At 62.4% G+C, this 21,039-nt stretch carries 16 protein-coding genes; 8 read left to right on the top strand and 8 right to left on the bottom strand.

The annotated features are described in order from the left end of the window. The first annotated feature begins 342 nt into the window (after positions 1–342). The 5 genes from rfaE1 (at position 343) to ACK2VC_RS13225 (ending at position 6,146) form a co-directional block, all read left to right on the top strand. Positions 343–1,305: a D-glycero-beta-D-manno-heptose-7-phosphate kinase gene (gene rfaE1 / locus ACK2VC_RS13245; protein WP_486730826.1), complete on the top strand. Its 963-nt coding sequence runs from the start codon at positions 343–345 to the stop codon at positions 1,303–1,305. A gap of 1 nt (position 1,306) precedes the next feature. Then, positions 1,307–2,305: an ADP-glyceromanno-heptose 6-epimerase gene (gene rfaD, locus ACK2VC_RS13240; RefSeq protein ID WP_486730825.1), complete on the top strand. Its 999-nt coding sequence runs from the start codon at positions 1,307–1,309 to the stop codon at positions 2,303–2,305. A 47-nt stretch (positions 2,306–2,352) separates the two neighbouring features. After that, positions 2,353–3,486, top strand: coding sequence for a glycosyltransferase family 9 protein (locus tag ACK2VC_RS13235; protein ID WP_486730824.1), 1,134 nt, complete (start codon positions 2,353–2,355; stop codon positions 3,484–3,486). Positions 3,487–3,612: 126 nt separating this feature from the next. Continuing rightward, on the top strand, positions 3,613–5,121 hold the full coding sequence (locus tag ACK2VC_RS13230; protein ID WP_486730823.1) for an MBOAT family O-acyltransferase: 1,509 nt from the start codon (positions 3,613–3,615) through the stop codon (positions 5,119–5,121). Between the two features lie 2 nt (positions 5,122–5,123). Next, positions 5,124–6,146 carry an alginate O-acetyltransferase AlgX-related protein gene (locus tag ACK2VC_RS13225; protein WP_486730822.1) on the top strand — a complete coding sequence of 341 codons (1,023 nt, stop codon included), beginning with the start codon at positions 5,124–5,126 and terminating at the stop codon, positions 6,144–6,146. A gap of 47 nt (positions 6,147–6,193) precedes the next feature. Here the strand turns inward: ACK2VC_RS13225 and ACK2VC_RS13220 are convergent, their stop codons facing one another. The 4 genes from ACK2VC_RS13220 to msbA form a co-directional block, all read right to left on the bottom strand. After that, positions 6,194–7,018, bottom strand: coding sequence for a glycosyltransferase family 2 protein (locus tag ACK2VC_RS13220; RefSeq protein ID WP_486730821.1), 825 nt, complete (start codon positions 7,016–7,018; stop codon positions 6,194–6,196). After that, positions 7,015–8,274, bottom strand: a complete 1,260-nt coding sequence (locus ACK2VC_RS13215) for an O-antigen ligase family protein (protein WP_486730820.1) — start codon at positions 8,272–8,274, stop codon at positions 7,015–7,017. The genes ACK2VC_RS13220 and ACK2VC_RS13215 overlap by 4 nt, the downstream gene beginning before the upstream one ends. A gap of 73 nt (positions 8,275–8,347) precedes the next feature. After that, entirely contained in the window at positions 8,348–9,433 is a 1,086-nt protein-coding gene (gene waaF / locus ACK2VC_RS13210; protein WP_486730819.1) for a lipopolysaccharide heptosyltransferase II, read from the bottom strand. 13 nt (positions 9,434–9,446) lie between these two features. Then, positions 9,447–11,180: a lipid A export permease/ATP-binding protein MsbA gene (gene msbA / locus ACK2VC_RS13205; RefSeq protein WP_486730818.1), complete on the bottom strand. Its 1,734-nt coding sequence runs from the start codon at positions 11,178–11,180 to the stop codon at positions 9,447–9,449. Between the two features lie 184 nt (positions 11,181–11,364). Between msbA and ACK2VC_RS13200 the strand changes: the two genes are divergently transcribed. Then, complete coding sequence (locus ACK2VC_RS13200) at positions 11,365–12,204, top strand: glycosyltransferase family 2 protein (protein WP_486730817.1); 840 nt, start codon at positions 11,365–11,367, stop codon at positions 12,202–12,204. Here the strand turns inward: ACK2VC_RS13200 and ACK2VC_RS13195 are convergent. Both ACK2VC_RS13195 and dnaE read right to left on the bottom strand, forming a co-directional pair. Then, positions 12,201–12,998 carry a glycosyltransferase family 2 protein gene (locus tag ACK2VC_RS13195; protein WP_486730816.1) on the bottom strand — a complete coding sequence of 266 codons (798 nt, stop codon included), beginning with the start codon at positions 12,996–12,998 and terminating at the stop codon, positions 12,201–12,203. The genes ACK2VC_RS13200 and ACK2VC_RS13195 overlap by 4 nt on opposite strands. Before the next feature lie 7 nt (positions 12,999–13,005). Then, positions 13,006–16,458, bottom strand: coding sequence for a DNA polymerase III subunit alpha (gene dnaE, locus ACK2VC_RS13190; protein WP_486730815.1), 3,453 nt, complete (start codon positions 16,456–16,458; stop codon positions 13,006–13,008). Positions 16,459–16,553: 95 nt separating this feature from the next. Here dnaE and ACK2VC_RS13185 point away from each other — a divergent pair, with 95 nt between their 5' ends. Then, entirely contained in the window at positions 16,554–17,450 is an 897-nt protein-coding gene (locus tag ACK2VC_RS13185) for a sulfurtransferase (protein WP_486730814.1), read from the top strand. Between the two features lie 75 nt (positions 17,451–17,525). On the opposite strand, the gene ACK2VC_RS13180 is transcribed toward ACK2VC_RS13185, so the two are convergent. Continuing rightward, positions 17,526–18,236: a pirin family protein gene (locus tag ACK2VC_RS13180; protein WP_486730813.1), complete on the bottom strand. Its 711-nt coding sequence runs from the start codon at positions 18,234–18,236 to the stop codon at positions 17,526–17,528. Between the two features lie 125 nt (positions 18,237–18,361). On the opposite strand from ACK2VC_RS13180, the gene gluQRS reads away from it, so the two are divergent. Further along, positions 18,362–19,279: a tRNA glutamyl-Q(34) synthetase GluQRS gene (gluQRS, locus tag ACK2VC_RS13175; protein WP_486730812.1), complete on the top strand. Its 918-nt coding sequence runs from the start codon at positions 18,362–18,364 to the stop codon at positions 19,277–19,279. A gap of 13 nt (positions 19,280–19,292) precedes the next feature. Here gluQRS and ACK2VC_RS13170 read toward each other — a convergent pair whose 3' ends face one another. Beyond that, positions 19,293–20,753, bottom strand: a complete 1,461-nt coding sequence (locus ACK2VC_RS13170; protein ID WP_486730811.1) for a DEAD/DEAH box helicase — start codon at positions 20,751–20,753, stop codon at positions 19,293–19,295. Positions 20,754–21,039: the final 286 nt, after the last annotated feature.

Below are 21,039 nucleotides of genomic sequence, written 5' to 3'. Positions count from 1 at the left end.
CGGCCATGACAAGGCCGCCGTGGACACAACGACGGAAGTAGCCACTCAAGGCACGAGCGGACTATGTCTCATAATATCGCCTTGAAACAGACTCTGCGGGACCAAGCCACCCGACTGCCGGAGAAATATTGGGCCAGCCAGCGGTACGACCCGCGGGAATTTACGGCAAAGTCAAGTAAACTGCTCGGGGTAGGTACCCGCCCACAGGGCGCGATATGTACGATTTGCCAATGAATGTTGCGTCACGCCGCGCGATTCGAAGTGAAAACCTTCGGCAACGGGAATGTGAACTGCATATTTTTACAGACAAGCAAGCTTAGTCAGAGGAAAGCGAAAGCAAGCATGGGTGTGTTGCCGATATTTGATGGCGCGAAAATACTGGTGATCGGCGACGTGATGCTGGATCGCTACTGGTTCGGTGACGTCAGGCGCATTTCACCGGAAGCGCCGGTTCCCGTCCTGCGGGTCACGCGCGTGGAGGAGCGCCCCGGCGGTGCGGCCAATGTGGCGAACAACATCGCCGCGCTCGGCGCGCAGGCAACGTTGCTGTCGGTGGTCGGCGCCGACGAGGCCGGCGACGCACTGGAACGACTGCTCAACCAACCCGGCAACCTGGCTGCGCAGTTGCATCGGGACGACAGCATTTCGACCACCATCAAATTGCGCGCCGTCGCCCGGCATCAGCAATTGCTGAGGGTGGACTTTGAAACCGCGCCCAGTCACGAAGTGCTGCACGCCGTCCTCGCCGATTTCCGCATGCAGTTGCCGCTGGCCGATGTGGTGATCCTGTCCGATTACGGCAAGGGCGGGCTGGCGCACATTGGCGAGATGATCCGGCTGGCGCGCGCGGCAGGAAAGCCGGTGCTGGTCGATCCCAAGGGGGGCGACTACCAGCGCTATCGCGGCGCCACCCTGCTGACGCCGAATCTGGCCGAGTTCCGCGAAGCGGCGGGAAGCTGGAAAGACGAAGCGGACTTCGGCGCGAAGGCGGAAAAGCTGCGCGCCGAACTGGGGCTCGATGCCTTGCTGGTCACGCGCAGCGAAGATGGCATGAGTCTGTTTCATGCTCAACAGGCGTTGCACGAGCCGGCCAGAACGCGCGAAGTATTCGACGTTAGTGGCGCCGGCGATACCGTGGTCGCCACGTTGGCAGTCATGCTGGCTTCCGGCGCGGCGTTGCCGGAGGCCATGCGCATCGCCAATCGCGCCGCCGGCATCGTGGTGGGGAAGCTGGGCACAGCCTCGATCACCCGGGCGGAAATCGTGCGCGAGATGGAACAAACGCGCACAAACGGAGTGCAATAACATGCTTTATATCGTCACCGGCGCCGCCGGCTTCATCGGCTCCAACCTGGTCAAGGCGTTGAACCAGCGCGGCGAGTACAACATCGTCGCGGTCGACAACCTGAAGAAGGCCGACAAGTTCAGAAATCTGGCCGATTGTGAAATCGCCGACTATCTGGACAAGGAAGATTTCCTGGTAAAAGTGCGCGACGGTTCCTTCGACGGCAAGCTGCGCGCAGTGCTGCATCAGGGCGCGTGCTCCGACACCATGGAAACCGACGGCCGCTACATGATGGAAAACAATTACCGCTACACGCTGGCCTTGTTCGAACATTGCCAGCGCGAGCGGGTGCCGTTCCTGTATGCCTCGTCCGCCTCGGTATACGGCGGCGGCAGCGTGTTTCGCGAGAGCCGGGAATGCGAAGCGCCGCTGAATGTCTACGCCTACTCCAAGCTCCTGTTCGACCAAGTCATGCGGCGGCGCTGGCAGACGCTCGGCGCTCAGGTGGTCGGGCTGCGCTATTTCAACGTCTATGGCCCACGCGAGGCACACAAGGGGCGCATGGCTTCGGTCGCCCACCATTTCTTTCACCAGTACCGCGCCGAAGGCCGGGTGAAGCTGTTCGAAGGCTGCGACGGCTATGCCGACGGCGGGCAGTTGCGCGATTTTGTCTCGGTCGAGGACGTGGTCAAGGTAAACATGCATTTTCTCGACCATCCGGCGCAGTCGGGCATCTTCAATCTCGGCACCGGACGGGCGCAGAGTTTCAACGATATGGCTGCGGCCACCATCAACGCGCTGCGCGCTGCCGAAGGCGCGCAAACCACCAGCCTGGAGCAACTGCAACAAGAGGGCGCGATCAGCTACATCCCGTTCCCCGAGCAATTGCGCGGCAAGTACCAGAGCTATACCCAGGCCGACATCGGCGCCTTGCGCAGTGCCGGCTATACCGATTACTTCCTCAGCGTCGAGCAAGGCGTCGCCCGTTACGTGCAGCAGATGCTGCAAGCCGCCGCCTAGGCACGCCGCACCCTTTAGCCAACGACATCCTGCCGCATCCGCGCTTCATGCCGCTCCCGCCTTTCGATCGCAGCCCACCGCGCCGCATTCTGCTGGTCTGCACGCAACGCATCGGCGACGTGCTGCTGGCGACGCCGCTGGCGCGCTCGCTGAAGCAGGCTTGGCCGCAGGCGGAACTGCATTTCCTGGCATTCCAGGGCACCGAAGGCGTGCTTGCCGGCAACCCGGACATCGACAGGATCATCGCCTATCCGCAACGTACCGGCTGGCGCGGCACGCTAGCGCAACTGCGCGAATTGTGGCGGCGCTACGACCTGGCGCTCGGCACCCAGGCCTCCGACCGTACGCGCCTGTATGGCTGGGTCGGCGCCCGCTTCCGGGTCGGCTTCGTCAACGAATGGGAAACCGGCAAGACGTTGCTGCTCGACCGCTGGCAGACCTTCGACGACCTGCATACCCACACCGTAAGCTTGAACTTACAGCTGGCCGAGCTGCTCGGCGTCCCCCCCTGCTACCAGGTGGTACCGCCGGCGCTGGCGCCCGAACAGCGCGATGCCTTGCACACCCGGTTCGCTGCGCTGGAGGGCAAGCGGTATGTGGTGCTGCACCCGTCTCCCAAATTCGCCTACAAGATGTGGCGCCAGGACGGCTGGGTCGTCTTTGCGCACTGGCTACAGGAGCAGGGCTTGCAAGTGGTCCTGACCGGCGGCCCGGATCCGGACGAGCGCAACTATGTCGCCGCCATCGCGCGCCAAACGCAAGCCCTTGATTTCGCCGGGAAATTGTCGCTGGCGGAGACCGCGGAACTGCTCGGCCGCGCCAACCTGTTCGCCGGCCCCGACACCGCCGTCACCCATCTCGCGGCAGCCGTCGGCAGCCCCACGATCGCCTTGTTCGGCCCCTCCAATCCGGTCAAGTGGGGGCCCTGGCCCAAGGACTGGCGGGGGCCGGACAGCCCTTGGCCATGGCGCGGCGGCGGGCGGCGCGGCAACGTCTGGCTGATCCAGGGGCCGGGCGACTGCGTGCCCTGCCTGCAGGAAGGCTGCGACCGACACCCTGGCAGCAGCAGCTTGTGCCTGCAGCGGATTACGGTCGCCAGCCTCGTCGCTGCGGCCCGCACGCTGCTTGGCGAACGCGCCGCAGTCACGTCCGCTCCGATCAATGGCGGAGCGCCGGCGTGAACCGGAATCCGAGCGATCGCAGCGCGCCGGCGACGCCATTCATGAAGACTTCAGGCCTGGCTCGCGGTCAACCATGCGGCACACGGGCCCGCGCTGCCATTGACTCCCTCATTTTCCCGGTGCAGGATGCTATTCAATTCCTATAGCTTCATCTTCCTGTACTTGCCCATCGTATTTTTCGGCATGTTTTACCTGGGGCGGTATAGCCATCGCCTGGCTGCAATGTGGCTGGGGGTGGCTTCGCTCGGCTTCTATGCGATGTGGGATGTGCGCTTCGTCGCGCTGCTCGTCGCCTCCATCGTGTTCAACTATGGCGCCGGCTACTGGCTAGGCCTGTGCCACGCCGCCGGCGAACATCGTCGAGCCAAATATTCGCTGGCGATCGCGATTGCCGCCAACTTGGCGCTGCTCGGATATTTCAAGTATGCGAATTTCTTCATCGCCGCCGTGAACCCGCTGTTGGAGCAACCGTTTCCGGTATTCGACATTATCCTGCCGCTGGGCATTTCCTTTTTTACGTTCACGCAAATCGCTTTCCTGATGGATGTCCATCGCGGCATCAGCCGCGAATACAACTTCACCCACTATCTGCTGTTCGTTACCTATTTCCCGCACTTGATCGCCGGGCCGGTATTGCATCACAAGCAGATGATGCCGCAGTTTTCCAATCCTGCGACCTATCGCATCAACCGCGAACACGTCGCCATCGGCATCACGATATTCGTGCTGGGCCTGGCAAAGAAGGTACTGATCGCCGACAGTCTGGCCACGCACGCGACTCCGCTTTTCAGCGCCGTCAGGGACGGACAAATTCTCACGCTGCTGGAGAGCTGGGTTGGCGCGCTTGCCTACACCCTGCAAATTTATTTCGATTTTTCCGGCTACTCGGACATGGCGATCGGGCTGTCGCTCCTGTTCAACATACGCTTGCCGCTGAACTTCGATTCTCCCTACAAAGCCACCAGCATCATCGATTTCTGGCGCCGCTGGCACATCACGCTGTCGAGCTTCCTGCGCGACTATCTGTACGTTTCCCTCGGCGGAAACCGCCGCGGGAAAACGCGCCGTTACATGAATTTGAGCATCACCATGCTGCTGGGCGGCTTGTGGCATGGCGCCGGCTGGACCTTCATCATCTGGGGCGGCCTGCACGGCCTGTATTTGATGATCAACCATGGCTGGCGGGAAATCAAAACCCGTCTCGGCTGGACCCGCAGCAGCTCCATTGAACGACTGACCGGCGGCACATTGACCTTTGTCGCTGTGGTAGTCGCCTGGGTCTTCTTCCGGGCGGACAATCTCGCCGCGGCGCAGTCGATGCTGGCAAGCATGTTCGGCGCGCATGCGTTCATGCCCGAGGCATGGGTGCCGTCGCGCGAAGCCTTGAAAATCATCATTCCATCTTTGGCACTGGCCTGGTTGATGCCAAACGTGCGGCAAATGCTGGCCCGTTACAAGCCCACCTGGGAAGACATGGCGGGAGTAAAAACGCCGTCAAGCTTCTCATCAGGACGCCTGGCGACACGGCTGGCCTGGAAAATCGATGCTATGCATGCCATCGCGCTCGCCCTCTTGTTCATCTTTTGTCTCAATAGCTTGACCAAAGTGAGCGAGTTCCTTTATTTCAGGTTTTGACTATGCGCAACTACCTGCTTATCTTTGGCGCGACGGTTTCCCTCGCGCTCGGACTGACGGCCGGTCTCGGCCTGATTTTTGAGCCCTTCGAGCCATTGGTGGGTGACCTGACCCGCGTCGGCGGTTACGCCGAAAAGGATTTCGGATGGAGCGCGCCGCAACCGGTAATCGAAGTTGCGGGCAACGGCAAATTCATGTCCGATCCCGAAATTCTGGTATTGGGAGATTCGTTTTCCAGGAGTAATCTCTGGCAATCGGTCGTAGGCGGAAAATCCAATAAAAAAATCCAGAGCTTTGAATTCGCCCAAGTGGGCTGCATCCGGAACTGGCTTGCATACGCACTGGCTCATCCGTCTGTACAAACCATCATCATCGAGACGGTCGAAAGATCCGTCTTGGCCAATTTCGGCGATCTGCCATCCTGCAAATCCGCCACGCCGGCGCCCTTCGAGAGCGGTCCTTGGACCACTGCCGCCAATCGGAGCACTTGGCCGCCGGAATGGCATATCTATCGCACCCTGCGGGTCAGCCTTAATACATTGTCAATGCGGATGCATGCGGACTCCGCAATCCGCGACGATACGGTTGTGAATGCGCCGATCGACACTCGTTGTGCCAAATTCTCGAATCGCCGCCCGGATCGCATGCTGTATTTTTCCCAGGATGAAGAAAAATTCGGATGGAAGCATGACGATCTGGCCAGCGCCATTGCAAACATCCTGTACATCCAGAAAGCAGCACGGGAGCATGGCAAGCAATTTATCTTGATGGTCGTACCCGACAAACTGACGACCTATCGCAAGTGCCTGTCGAACCCGGAAGATTTCGGCGCGGGCAACGGCAGGGACATCACGGCTTCGTTCATCGCCGCGGGCGTGCACACTCCCGACCTGCTGAGCGCCTTCAGGGAGAACGCCGATAAAACCATCGATTTATACCTGCCGAACGATACTCACCTTGGCGTCGCCGGCTATCTCCTGATGGGCGAAAAATTGTCGCAATTCTTGTCCGACCAACGGCCGTGAGCGGCCGGTGCACGCAGCCCGATTGCCGCTCTTCGCGTATGACGAGATCAAATCCAGACGAAATCCCCGCGCGCTCTCACGCCATGCAGCGACATGCGATGGCGTGACACCTCTTGCTCTCGCCATGCCCGTCGCTGCCGGTTCCGGCGCATCTTTTTCAGTTTACGTTCCAGCCAGCCTTGCTGCAACAGGCGATAGTTATACCGATTGGCCAGGCCGTCTTTTTCGGACAATCCTCTTTCCTGCTTCATGGCGTTTTGGGTGATCGAGCCATAGTGGTGCAGCCAGGATGAGCCGGTGATACCCATCGCAATCCCGGCTTTTTCGGCGGTATGGAAAAACAGGGTGTCTTCAAAGCCCAGCAATTTCGGCACCGGCGCAAAATAGCCGATTTCCATCCAGACCGAATGATGGATCGCCATGCACACCGCATGACAAGTTCCGACGCGCAAAACGTCTTTCATCTCGCTTGAAGCGGTCGCCGCAAACGCGTCGAAATCATAATCCAACTCACCCTCGACCAGTGCCGGCGAAATCACTTTCAAGCCACGCCGTTCGGCGGTTTCAATCATGTTTTCGATCCATCCAGCCGACACCAGGACATCGTTGTTCATGACGATCGTCCATTCCGCCTGCTGCGCCAGCGCGCCCTGGTTCCAGGCCACGCCGCAGCCCAGATTGGCATGATTGAAGATCGCTCCTCCCAGCGGCAGGCTGCGCAGATAGTCGCGTGTCGCGTCGGTGGAGCCGTTGTCGACCGCCACCAGCCGCCCCAGATCTAGGCCGTGCCGGACCATGCTCTCGACGCATTGCCGGGTGTAATCAACCTGGTTATAGCAGGCGAAGGTAATCGAATATTTTTGCGGATTCATGATTTGTGCGGAGAGTGCTCGCTGCGCATCAGCATCAACAGCGTGCCGGCGAAACCAGCCAGCATCATGGCGTGAAACGACGCTGTGTATTTCAGGTTGAAGACCTCGGTGCTCATGCCGCTGACCAGCACGCAAACAAGATAGCCAAGGGCCGGCAAGGCATGGTTTCTGACTGCGGCCGAGGGCGAGCGCAAGCCGCGCACGAACAAAGCCAGCGGCGCCAGGAACAGGCCGAGGCTGGAAATCAATCCCCACGCGCCCGATCTGACCACGTTGGTGACGACTTCGTTATGGAAGCCGGCGCTCAAGGTGAGCCCGATCGTAGCGTCGGAAGCGAATTTCCGCAGTTCCGGCGCCAACAACAGCAGCTTGAAGCCATGGTCGCCCCAGCCGCCCAAGGGGTTCTGGCAGAACAAATACCAGCCTATCCGGTAAAACGAGATGCGCTCTCCAACGGAAGTCTCGCGATTCATCTCATCCCATCGGTAATGCATCAATTCCTCAATTCCGGCATCGATCCGGAGCTTGACAATCGGTACCGAAAAATACACCGCTCCGCAGAAAAGCGCGACCGCCACGAAGATCATCCAGTGCGGGACATTCCTTTTGAAGCGCAGCCATAGCCAAAGCACGATCGGCAGCGCCAGCCAGCCGGTACGGCTGCCGGAGAGAAAGGACAGGTACAGGCCGATCGCGAACCCGCCAAGCTTGTAAAACCGTACCCAGGCCAGATCCGGCTTGTGCAGGTCGATGGACATGAGGCTGATCAGCGCCAGCGTCATGCAGATGCTGCCGAATGTCAGCGGATCGACGAACGAGGTGGTCAGCCGGTCCGGCCCCCATTGCAGGTTCGGATGAATCAGCATGCTGAGGCCGGTAATGAAAAGGGCGGCGGGAACCGCATATTCGAGGAGCCTGATGACATTGATCCGCTTGCGCAGGATCACCAGCAGTAGCGGAATCGCGAACAGAAATTTGGAGGCGCTGTCGTAATACGACCAGACGAATTCGCCCCGGAACAACTGCCCCAGGAAAACCGCCGCCACGGGAGCGGCCAGCGCAAGGGAAAATATCCGCACCCAGAGTTGCGTGCCTTCAGCGGAAACAGCTCCCACCTGCTTCCTGTCGCCCCGGAGCAGTACATACGTGGACAGCAGCAAGGTAACCAGCAGACAGGCGTTGATCCAGCCGCGCAAGGTCAGGGCGAACAACGGGAAGGCGGCGAGGCAAAGCGCCACCAGCCTGTCCGCGGACAATATCTCCCGGCTTGATCCGGCTTGAAAGAGTTGCTTGTTCAAAATACCTCTGCGGTTTTCATCAGTTGGGCGATCATGGCCAGCGGCCGTCCAGCATTGCGCGCAGCAGCTGCCAGACCATGTCCGCCGACAGCTTGTTCATGCAATCGTGATGGCCCAGCGGGCATTCGCGCTGATGGCACGGCGAGCAGTCCAGGTGCAGCGACACCGCCTGCGCCACGTCGGAGAAAGGCGGCGTATGCTTCATGTCGGTCGGCCCGTACATCACCACGATCGGGCGATTCAGCGCCGAGGCAATATTCATCAGGCCGGAATCGTTGCTGACCACCGCCGCCGCTTTGGCCAGGACGGCGACCGCCTGGCCCAGTGTGGTGACGCCGGCCAGATTCTGCACCCAGGGCGCGACGGCGGTGATTTCGTCGCACGCCTCCTTGTCCTTACCGGAGCCGAGCAGCGCGATCTGCGCCTCCGGATAGGCATCGCGAATGATGCGCGCCAATTCGGCGAAATGGCGCGCCGGCCAGCGTTTGGCCGGGCCGAATTCGGCGCCCGGCGCGAAGGCGATCAACGGCTTGCCGGACCGCAGGCCGATCTGCGCCACCTCCTGGTCGGCCTGCTCCGCCGTGAGCGCCAGCCGCGGGCGCGGCAAGCCCGAGGATGGCGGCGCATGCAACGCCGGCGCATCGGCCAGTGCCGCATAAAACGGCAGCATGGCCCGCCGCGCGCCGGGCGGATTGTGATGCACCACATTCAGCAGACCGTAGCGCATCTCGCCGCGATAGCCGATGCGGCGCGGAATTCCAGCCAACCAGGGAATCAGCGCAAACTTGAGTGTATTGGGTAGCACATAGGCTTCGGCATAGCCGCGCTGTCGCAGGTGGCGGGCGAATGTCCAGCGTTCGCGCAATTGCAGCGCGCCATGCCGGAACGGCGCTTCCAGCACCGTGTCGACTTCCGCCACCGCGCGCCAGACCGGCGCCACCCAGGGCGGTGCCAGTACGTCGATCGGCCAGTCCGGATGGCGCTGCTTGAGCAGGTACAGCAGCGGCTGCGCGATCACCGCATCGCCGATCCAGTTGGGGGAAATCACTAGAATGCGCGGCCGGAGTATGGCGCTTGGTCCCCGCCCCTGCCCCAACGGCGATTGATGAAGATTCATGCTCACCGCGTGGTCAAGCCTTGCCGGCAAACTGCAGGTGGTAAAGGTTGGCATAGACGCCGCCCTTGGCCAGCAACTCGACGTGAGTGCCGGTTTCGGCGATCCTGCCGGCCTCCAGCACGACGATGCGGTCGGCGCGCTCGATGGTAGACAGGCGATGGGCAATCACCAGCGTTGTCCTGCCGCGCATCAGTTCGTCCAGAGCGGCCTGCACCGCACGCTCGGATTCCGAATCGAGGGCGGAAGTCGCCTCGTCCAGAATCAGGATAGGCGTATCCTTGTAGATTGCGCGCGCAATCGCCAGGCGCTGACGCTGGCCGCCAGAGAGGCGCGCACCATTGTCGCCAATCATGGTTTGCATGCCCTGCGGCAAGGCATCGATGACGTCCGCCAAGTGAGCGGCGCGGGCTGCGGCTGCAACGCGCGCCGGGTCGGGACTGGCGTCGCCATAGGCGATATTGGCGGCAATGCTGTCGTCGAACAACACCACATTCTGGCTAACCATCGCGATCTGCTGGCGCAGGCTGGACAGGGCAATCTGCTCCAGCGGCGTGCCGTCCAGTCGCACCTCTCCTGCCGTCGGGCTATAGAAACCCGGCACCAGGCTGACCAGCGTGGTCTTGCCGCCGCCGGAGGTGCCGACAAAGGCCACCGTCTCGCCGGGTTCGATGGCCAGGCTGAACTGCGCCAGCGCCTGCTGTTCCTGCAAGGGATAAACAAAATCGACCCGATCGAATTCCAGCCGCCCAGCGGCGCGCGCCGCGAGCACTTGTCCATTGGTCCGCTCCGGCGGCGCGTCGATCAACTCGAACACCGCATCGGCCGCCGCCAAGCCGCGCTGCAACGGGCCGTTGATGTCGGCCAAGCGCTTAAGCGGCGTCAACAACATCAACATGGCGGTGATGAAGGAAACGAAACCGCCGACGGTTGCCTGCCCCTGCTGCGACTGCAGCAGCGCGATCATGATCACCACGCCGACCGCACAGGCAGCAAGTATCTGCGTGATCGGCACCGTCGAGGCGGCGACGATCGTCATGCGCATCATGTAGCCGCGCAGATTGGCGGCGCGTTGATTGAAGCGCCTCTTTTCATGTTGCTGGCCGCCGAAGATCTTGATCACCTGGTGTGCCCGGGTGGTTTCCTCGATCACTTGCGTCAGTTCCGCATTGACTTCGAGATATTCCCGCGACAGCTTCCTGGCACGCTTGCCGGTGGCGCGCACCACCACTGCGATCAACGGCAATAAAATCAGCGCAATCAGCGTCAGGCGCCAGTTCAGCCACAACAAATAGCCAAGCAGCACGATCACGGTGAGCGCATCGCGGATCAGCGAACTCATGACGTTGCGGATCATGTCGATGATCTGCTGCACCTCGAACATGACGGAATTGATCACCTTGCCCACGGAATAACGCATAAAAAATCCGGACGGCACATCCAGCATGCGATCAAAGATCAGTTTCCGCAGATCGTTCTGCAGATGGGTCGATGCCCAACTCATCATGTAGCCGGTCAGGAAGGTGGAAAAGCCGCGCAACAGGAAGATCGCGATCAATACCATCGGTACTGCCCATACCGGAAAAGGCAGCTCGCCGACGAAACCCTTGTCAAGCAGCGTTTTCAGCAGGGCCGGGAGCATCGGTTCGGTCAATGCCGTCAGGATCATGCCCACGAAGGCCAGCCCCAGCCGGCGCTTGTACGGTCCGAGCATGCGGAATACCCGCAGCAAATTGGGGGGGAAATTCATGAACTTTCGCTGTATCCTTCTGCGCCAGCATCCGGGAAGGAGGCCTACGTGATTCTGTGCCGCGGTCACGACGTCAGGCCGCATTATATTTCATTGCCATACAGGCGGGCCGCGTTAGACAATGCACACTGCCCGCCACCATCCGGCGCCGGGCCGCTATCCACCATCTCCAACTTCCCACATCATGTTTTCCATCCTGCTGCCCACCTGGAACAATCTCGAATTCCTCAAGCTGTGCGTCGACAGCATCCGCAAGAATTCGACGCTTCCACTGCAAATCATCGTGCATGTCAACGACGGCAGCGATGGCTCGCTGGACTGGGTGCGCCAGCAGGGACTCGACTACACCCATTCTCCGGCCAATATCGGCATTTGCCACGCGGTCAATCTGACAGCTACCCTGGCCCGACATGACTACATCGTCTATCTGAACGACGACATGTACTGCTGCCCCGATTGGGACCGCCGCCTGCGGGAGCGCATCGACTCCCTGGATACCAGCCTGTTCCTGCTGTCCGGCACCATGATCGAGCCGCGCGGCTCCGGCAATCCATGCGTGACGGTCGCCGACTATGGCAGCGATCCGGCCGGCTTCGACGAGCGGGGTTTGCTGGAAAACCTGCCGGCGCTGGCCAAGCCGGACTGGTACGGGGCCACCTGGCCGCCGACCGTGGTGCACCGCGACTGGTGGTTCAAGGTCGGCGGCTACAGCAGCGAACTGTCGCCCGGCATGAGTAGCGACAACGACTTTGCGATGAAACTGTGGGACGCCGGTTGCCGCATCTTCCTCGGCGTCGGCGACGCGCTGGTCTACCATTTCCAGTCGAAGACCACCGCCAAGATCGTCAAGAACAATGGCGGCCGCCAATTCCTGAACAAATGGGGCATCACCCAGTCCACCTTCGATCGCTACTATCTGCGCCGCGGTCAACCTGCCGCAGGCATCGTATTGCCGGAGCCCGAGACCAGCCTGGCGGCGCGCGGCGCGCATTTGCGCAGCGCCCTCAAGCGCCGGTTTTTCTAGCCGGAGCGATTTTTTTGCAAGTCCAGCAGCCGCGCATACTTCAGGTAGCTGGCCCGCATGTTCATGCAAGCGATGCGCCAGCCGGTAGAGCCATCCAGCACCCCGAGCTTGAACACGTAAGTGCGCACAAAGGCCCAGGCGCCGTGCAGCACGGCTTGCATGCGGCTGCTGCGCTTGCCGCGCGCATGTAGTTGCCGCGCCCCGGCCAGCGAATAACTGTCGACCTTGCGCCGCACATCGTCCATTGTGCGATAGCTGTAATGCAGCAGCGGCGCGCCGAGCCGGCCGACAGGCCCCTGCGCGATCAGGCTCTCGTGCACCAGGTGGTCCGAAAAGCGCGCGGTGCCGCGCCGCACCAGGCGCACGATATGGTCCGGATACCAGCCGCCATGCCGCACCGGCTTGCCGCAGAAATACGATAGGCGCGGCATTTCGTAGCCGTCCCAGGCGGCCGTCCGCAAGGCCGCGCGGATCTGCTCGCGCAGGGCTGGCGTAAGGCGTTCGTCGGCATCCAGCGACAGCACCCAGTCGCAACTGGCGGCATCCAGCGCGACGTTCTTTTGCGGGCCGAAACCGGGCCAGCTCGCGGTCTGGATGACTCTGGCGCCAGCCGCGCGCGCCAGCGCCACTGTGCGGTCGGCGCTGCCACTGTCGACCACCACGATTTCGCTGGCGATGCCGGCCAGCGACGCCAGGCAGTCGGCGATGTTCAATTCTTCGTTGCGGGTAATGATGATCACGCTCAGCGGCAAGGCCTGGCTGCGGGTGGCGGCATCGCGGGCGGCTATGGACACGGCGTCCTCAATACTCGAACCGGACATTTTCCGCCTGCAGCCACTCGCACAATTTCAGGTACAGGGCTTCGTCGGCGTGTACCCGCCACGCGTCGGACAGCAGGATGTCGCCGGCCGCTCCATCCCGGGTATATTCCAGCACGATCGGACACGCGGCTTGGTCCTGCTGGTGGGGCTGGATCAGTTCGCGCAGCCTTTTGGCATCGGCCTGGCCGTTCAGCACCAGCCGCAAGCCCTTGCTGAAGGCGGCGCGTGCCTGCGCGATATCCATCACCTTGTCGGCGGTAATCCGCAGGCCGCCGAAAAACCGGTCTTCCGACACCTTGCCCTGCACCGCCAGAAATTCATCTTCCTTGAACAGGCGCTTGTTGGCATCATACAGTTCGTTGTAGACGGTGACGTCGACCGTGGCGCTGGCGTCGTCCAGCGTCACGATCACCATTTTGCCGCGCTGCGTCATCTGGGTGCGCACCGCGGTAATCACACCGGCGATCAGTTTGGGGTCGCGCGCCGGCTCCAGGCTAGAGAGCTTGGTGCGGGCAAATCGGCGCGCTTCCTCCGCATACGCATGGAACAAGTGACCGGACAGGTAGAAACCGAGCGCGGCCTTTTCTTCGGTCAGCTTCTGCTTGTCGCTCCACGGCGCGACCTTGACGTATTCCGGAGTCGCCTCCAGTTCGCTGTCGTCGCCGAACAGGCTGACCTGGTTGGCCGCCGCCGCCGCCTGTTCCGCACCCTCCATCGCGCGCCCGACACTGGCCAAGAGGATCGCGCGGTCAACGCCGAAGCAGTCGAAGGCACCGGCGCGAATCAGCGACTCGATCGTGCGGCGGTTGATCTGGCGCTTGTCGACGCGTTTGGCGAAATCGAACAGATCGGTAAACGGCTTTTCCCGCCTGGCCTCGATGATCGCCTCGATCGCAGCCTGGCCGGAACCCTTGACCGCGCCCAGGCCGTAGCGGATTTGCGTGGCTTTCTTGCCGGCTGCGCCGACCGGCGTGAAGCGGTAATCGGACAGGTTGATGTCGGGCGGCAGCAAGGAGAGTCCGCAAACGTCGAGCGCATCCTCGACCAGGATCTTGATCTTGTCGGTGTCGTCCATCGCCAGCGACAAGTTGGCCGCCATGAATGCCGCCGGATGATGCGCCTTCAGGTAGGCGGTGTGGTACGACAGCAGCGCGTAGGCGGCCGCGTGCGACTTGTTGAAGCCGTAGCCGGCGAACTTTTCCATCAAGTCGAAAATCTCGTCGGCCTTTTCCTGGCTCAGGCCGTCCTTGGCGGCGCCGTCGCGGAAAATCTGGCGGTGCTCGGCCATCTCTTCCGCTTTTTTCTTGCCCATCGCGCGCCGCAGCAGATCGGCGCCGCCCAGCGAATAGCCGCCGACCACCTGCGCCATCTGCATCACCTGCTCCTGATACACCATGATGCCGTAGGTTTCGGACAGGATGCCCTCGGTGCGCGGATCGGGATATTCAAAGCGTTCGCCATGCTTGCGCTTGCAGAAATCCGGGATCAGGTCCATCGGCCCCGGCCGGTACAGCGCCACCAGCGCGATGATGTCCTCGAAGCGATCCGGCCGGGCGTCCTTCAGCATGCCCTGCATGCCGCGGCTTTCGAGCTGGAACACGGCGACGGTCTTGGCCTGGGTCAGCAGCTCGTAGGACGCCTTGTCGTTCAGCGGCAGTTTTTCCAGGCTGAAATCGGCCATGGCCGGATCCAGCTGGCGGATGTAGCGCACCGCGCGATCCAGGATCGTCAGCGTGGTCAGTCCCAGGAAGTCGAACTTGACCAGGCCGACCGCCTCGACGTCGTCCTTGTCGTATTGCGACACCACGCCGGAATCGCCGCCCTGGGTGTACAGTGGGCAAAAATCGGTCAGCTTGCCGGGCGCGATCAGCACGCCGCCGGCGTGCATGCCGACGCTGCGCGTGATGCCCTCGACCTGCTGCGCCAGCGCCAGCAGTTGCCGCACCTCTTCCTCGTTTTCCTGGCGCTCCGCCAGCAGCGGCTCTTCCTTGAGCGCATCGGCAATCGTCACCAGCTTGCCCGGCTTGAACGGAATCAGCTTGGAAATGCCGTCGCAAAAGTTGTAGCTCATGTCCAGCACGCGACCGACATCGCGCACCGCGCCCTTGGCCGCCATGGTGCCGAAGGTGGCGATCTGCGACACCGCATCCTTGCCATAGCGATCCTTGACGTACTGGATCACGCGGTCGCGCCCTTCCTGACAAAAGTCGATATCGAAGTCGGGCATCGAGACCCGCTCCGGGTTCAGGAAGCGCTCGAACAGCAGGTTGTATTCAAGCGGATCGAGATCGGTGATCTTCAGCGAATAGGCGACCAGCGAACCGGCGCCGGAACCGCGGCCGGGACCAACCGGCACGCCGTTGTTCTTGGCCCACTGGATGAAGTCGGCGACGATCAGGAAGTAGCCGGGGAAACCCATCTTGACGATGGTGCCGGTCTCGAACTTCAGCCGCGCCTCGTAGCGCGGCCGCTGCCTTTCGCGTTCCTCTTGGTCCGGATACAGTTGCAGCAGGCGCTGTTCCAAGCCTTCGTGCGACTGCAGCACCAGGAACTCGTCAATCGTCACGCCCTCGGGCGTCGGGAAATCGGGCAGCTTCGGCTTACCCAGTTCCAGCGTCAGGTTGCAGCGCTTGGCGATTTCCACCGTGTTTTGCAAGGCTGCTGGCAGATCGGCGAACAATTCCGCCATCTCGGCCTGGGACTTGAAGCATTGCTGCTCGTTAAAACGTCTGGTGCGGCGCGGATTGGCCAGGATCTCGCCGGCCGCAATGCAGGTGCGCGCTTCGTGCGCGGCGAATTCCTCGCCGTTCAGGAACTGCACCGGATGCGTCGCCACCACCGGTAGTCCAACTTGCGCCGCCAGCGCGACTGCCTGCCGCAGTTCCGCTTCCGGCTGACCGGCGCGCTGCACCTCGATGTAGAAATGCCCGGGGAAAAGCGCCGCCCAGCGCCGCGCGCAACGTTCGGCGGCGGCCATATTGCCATTGCCGAGCGCCATGCCGATGTCGCCGAATTGCGCGCCCGACAGTGCGATCAAGCCGCTCGGAGCGCCTTGCCGCTGCAAGTCTTCCAGCCATTCGGCGCGGATTTCGGCGCGCCCGCGATGCTGGTTGGTCAGCCATGCCTTGGTCAGCAATTCGCACAGTTGCAGGTAGCCGGCACGATTTTTCACCAGCAATAGCAGGCGCGACGCCTTGTCACGGTCTTCGTCGTTGCTGATCCAGGCATCGCAGCCGACGATCGGCTTGACGCCCTTGCCGCGCGCCGCCTTGTAGAATTTGACCATGCCGAACAGGTTGGCCAGGTCGGTGATGGCCAACGCCGGCTGGCCGTCGGCGGCGGCGGCGCGCACCGCATCGTCGATGCGCACCAGTCCATCGACGATCGAATATTCGGAATGCAGGCGCAGGTGAACGAATTGCGGGGAAGTCATGGCCGTCATTTTACCGTGCCGGAACGGGCCCCCAAGGATTGGCTGCGGCGGCAAGTTTATAATACCGACGAATCAATGACTTAGAGAAAATCGCAGTGAATCCGCCCCTATTCCCGTACGTCAACATCGCCGCCTACAAATTCGTCAGCCTGGACGATACGATCGAAAAACGCCCGCAATTCCTCGCTTTATGTAATCAACTTGAGCTAAAAGGCACGATCCTGCTGAGCCCGGAAGGGATCAACCTGTTCCTTGCCGGTTTGCGCGGGCAAATCGACCAGTTCCTGGCCTGGCTGCGTAGCGATCCGCGCTTCGCCGACCTGGCAACCAAGGAAAGCCATTCGGAAACGCAACCGTTCGGCCGCATGCTGGTCAAGCTGAAAGCCGAAATCATCACCATGAAGCGACCGCAGATCCAGCCCGAGCAAGGGCGGGCACCGGCAGTCGACGCCCGCACCGTGAAGCGCTGGCTCGATTGCGGCTTTGACGACGCCGGCCAGCCGGTGGTGATGATGGATACCCGCAACGCCTTCGAAGTCGATGTCGGCACCTTCGCCAACACCATCGATTACCGCATCGACAAGTTCAGCGACTTCCCCGACGTCGTGGCGCAGCACCGGCAGCAACTGGCCGGCAAGACCATCGTCACCTTCTGTACCGGCGGCATCCGCTGTGAAAAAGCCGCGATCCACATGCGCAACAGCGGCTTTGACAGCGTGTACCAACTGGATGGGGGCATCCTGAAATACTTCGAGGAAGTCGGCGGTGCCCACTACCACGGCGACTGCTTCGTGTTCGACCAGCGTACGGCGCTGAAGCCGACGCTGGAACCCGCAGGCGCGCCGCTGCCCTGCGCCGCCTGCGGCGCGACGCTGACGCCGCGTGAGCAACTGTCGCCGCTGCATGCCGCCGCGAAATCCTGCCCGCATTGCGCAGGGACTTCAACACAAGCCGGCGCAAATCAACAAACACAGGAGTATGTTGACTTTTAATATTTTTTGCGGGCGGAATTAACGGTCATGTAAAGGAGTATGTTGCCAGCGTGAGACAAAAAGCCGCTCGGCCGCCTACCCCGCGCTACCCGGCAAATCGAACACCAGCACTTCCGCCCGCTCGCCATCCTCGATCCGCACTTCGGCCTCGCCGGAGAGCTTGGCCGCATCGCCGGCCACCAGGCGCTGGCCGTTGACCGTCACCTGGCCGCGCACCGCATGCACATAGGCCAGCCGCTCCGGCGCCAGCGCCAGGCGCACGCCCTGTCCGGCATCGAACAGGCCGGCATACAGCCGCGCATCCTGATGCATGCGGACCGAACCGTCGACGCCGTCCGGCGATGCCACCAGGCGCAGACGCCCCTCTTTTTCCGCGCAGTCAAATTTCTTTTCCTCGTAGCTTGGCACGATCCCGATCACGTTGGGCTGGATCCAGATTTGCAGCAGGTGCACACCGTTCTGCTCGGAATGATTGAATTCCGAATGCTGCACGCCGCGCCCGGCGCTCATGCGCTGCACGTCGCCCGGGCGGATCACGCTGCCGTTGCCCATGCTGTCCTTATGCGCCAGTTCGCCTTCCAGCACATAGGTGATGATTTCCATGTCGCGATGGCCATGCGTGCCGAAACCGGTGCCGGGCGCGACGCGGTCTTCGTTGATCACGCGCAGCGGCCCGAAACCCATGTGCTGCGGGTCGTAGTAATCGGCGAAGGAAAAGCTGTGGTAGGAATCCAGCCAGCCATGCTGAGCGTGGCCGCGCGCTTCGCTTTTTCGCAGTTCGATCATTTGCTTGCTCCTGATTGGGATATATTTTTGCCTGAACCACTATAACCCTTGCCGCCGCTTGGCGGCAGCCTGGAAATCTCGATCATTCGTTGCAGGATTTTGAATAATTGCAGCCGGTAAATCGTATGCCCGCTCTTCCCTACATCGGCCGTTTCGCACCCTCTCCCAGCGGTCCGCTGCATGCCGGATCGCTGGTGGCGGCGCTGGCCAGCTATCTGGATGCCCGCGCGCATCATGGCCAATGGCTGATCCGCATCGAAGACCTGGACACGCCGCGCACGGTTCCCGGCGCCGCCGAGGCGATCCTGCAAGCGCTGGCCGCGTGCGGCATGCAGAACGACGGCGAAGTGGTGTGGCAAAGCCGGCGCCACGCGCTCTACGAGGCGGCGCTGGCGCGGCTGCAGGGCCTGGTCTATCCCTGCGCCTGCAGCCGGCGCGAAATCGCCGATTCGCGCACCAACAGCGGCACGGCCGCCGACGGCGCGGCAGTCTATCCCGGCACCTGCCGCCATGGCCTGGCAGCCGGCAGGACGGCACGCGCCTGGCGCCTGCGCGTGCCGGATGCCGGCGCGGCGGACGACTGCATCGCGTTCGACGACCGCTGGATGGGGCCGATGCGCCAATGCCTGTCGGCGCAAGTCGGCGATTTCGTGCTGAAACGCGCCGACGGCATCTGGGCCTATCAGTTGGCTGTGGTGGTGGACGACGCCGCGCAGGGCATCACGCACGTGGTGCGCGGCGCCGATCTGCTGGATTCGACCGCGCGCCAGATTTACCTGCAGCGCCTGCTGGGGCTGCCGACGCCGCGCTACCTGCATGTGCCGCTGGTGGCCAATGCGGACGGCGACAAACTGTCGAAGCAGACCGGCGCCCAGGCGCTCGATCTGGCGCAACCGCTGCGCGAACTGCTGCGGGCCGCCGATTTTCTGGGCTTGGAATTGGAGCCGGGAGCGGTGCGCTCGCTGGACGACTTCTGGCGCGCCGCGCCGGCGGCGTGGTGCCGGCGCCTGACCATGCAGGCGGCGGCAACCACGGCCGCCTGAAACCGCGCCGGCGTCAGCGCTTGGAGGAACCGCCGAGCAGGAACGCCATCTTGGTTTTCTGCGGCTTGGCCGGGGATTTCACCGCGACCGGTTGCACGCTGTCCACACCCGGGCCGGCGATGACCGCCGGCTCGTATGGCTTCAGGAACCACGGATCGATCTTTTCCTTGCGCGCCGCCGGCGCGCGGACGGCGCGTTCCGGCGCCGGCGGGCGGGCGGCCAAATGGCCATGGCCATGGCCATGGCGGCTGTCGCGATACGAGTGCCGTTCTGCCGCCGACGCCGGGCGCGGCACGAAGCCGGACAAATCGGCCGGCGCAAACTTGTGCTTGATCAGCTTCTCGATATCGGCCAGCAAGCGCTCGTCCTTCTCCGAATACAGCGAGATGGCGTCGCCGGACGCGCCGGCGCGCCCGGTGCGGCCGATGCGGTGCACATAATCCTCGGCGTTGTAGGGCAGGTCGAAGTTGATCACGCACGGCAGTTCGGCAATGTCCAGCCCGCGCGCGGCGACGTCGGTCGCCACCAGCACGTCGATGCTGCCCTGCTTGAAGGCCTCCAGCGCCGCCATGCGTTCGCTCTGGCTCTTGTCGCCGTGGATTGCCGACGCCTTGATACCTTCCTGCTCCAGTTGACGCGCCAGGCGCGAGGCGCCGATCTTGGTATTGGAAAACACCAGCACCTGCTTCAGGTCGCGCCCGCGGATCAGGTGCACCACCGCATCGCGCTTGGTCGACTCGTCGACCTTGTATACCACCTGCGTGACGGTATCGGCGGTGGCATTGCTGCGTGCCACCTCGATCGTGACCGGCTGGTTGAGAAAGCTGGCCGCCAGCTTCTTGATTTCGCCGGAGAAGGTCGCGGAAAACATCAGGTTCTGTCGCTGTTTCGGCAACAGGTTGATGATGCGCTGCAGATCGGGCAAAAAGCCCATGTCCAGCATGCGATCGGCCTCGTCCATCACCAGGATCTGCGTCTGCGACAGGTTCAGTGTTTTTTGCTGCACGTGATCCAGCAGGCGGCCTGGCGTGGCGATCAAAATTTCCACCCCGGCGCGCAAGGCGGCGGTCTGCGGCGCCATGTCCATGCCGCCGAAGACCACGGTCGAGCGCAGCGGCGTATGGCGCGAATAGGCCTTGACGTTGTCGGCCACCTGGTCGGCCAGCTCGCGCGTCGGCGTCAGGATCAGCGCCCGCACCGGGTGTCGCGCCGGCGAGGCGCTGTGGCTGGCGTGCGCCAGCAGCAATTGAATGATCGGCAGCGAAAAGCCGGCGGTCTTGCCGGTCCCGGTTTGCGCCGCGCCCATCACGTCGCGCCCCTGCAACACCACCGGGATCGCCTCGGCCTGGATTGGCGTCGGGTGCTCGTAACCCTGCTCTGCAAGCGCGCGCAAGATATCGGCGGACAATCCAAAATCTTCAAAACGAATCATGGGAGCGCTGGCGGGAGTCGATGCGGGCTGATTGTCGGACATGATGTGTGGCGGGCCTGGCCCATGCCTGCGGCATGGCGGATCGTGCTTGCGCAACTCCAGCCTGGCATCCGGCTGGAAGTCGGCTGCTCGGCCCATTTCCTTCCAAAAAGAATATCGATACGGATTGATCAAATACCGGATTTTACTCGGGTTGTCCACGGCGAACCCGGATCGGCTTCCGATATTGCCGGTTGCTGCCAAAATTCCGATGGCAATATTGCATTCTCGCCGGCTCGTGGCAGCGCGATCCAGCCGATATTTTCCAGCCCGTGGCAATCCTTGCTTG

This window comes from Herbaspirillum sp. WTB6 (assembly GCF_057457785.1).
This window is presented reverse-complemented; position numbering and strand designations above follow the sequence as displayed.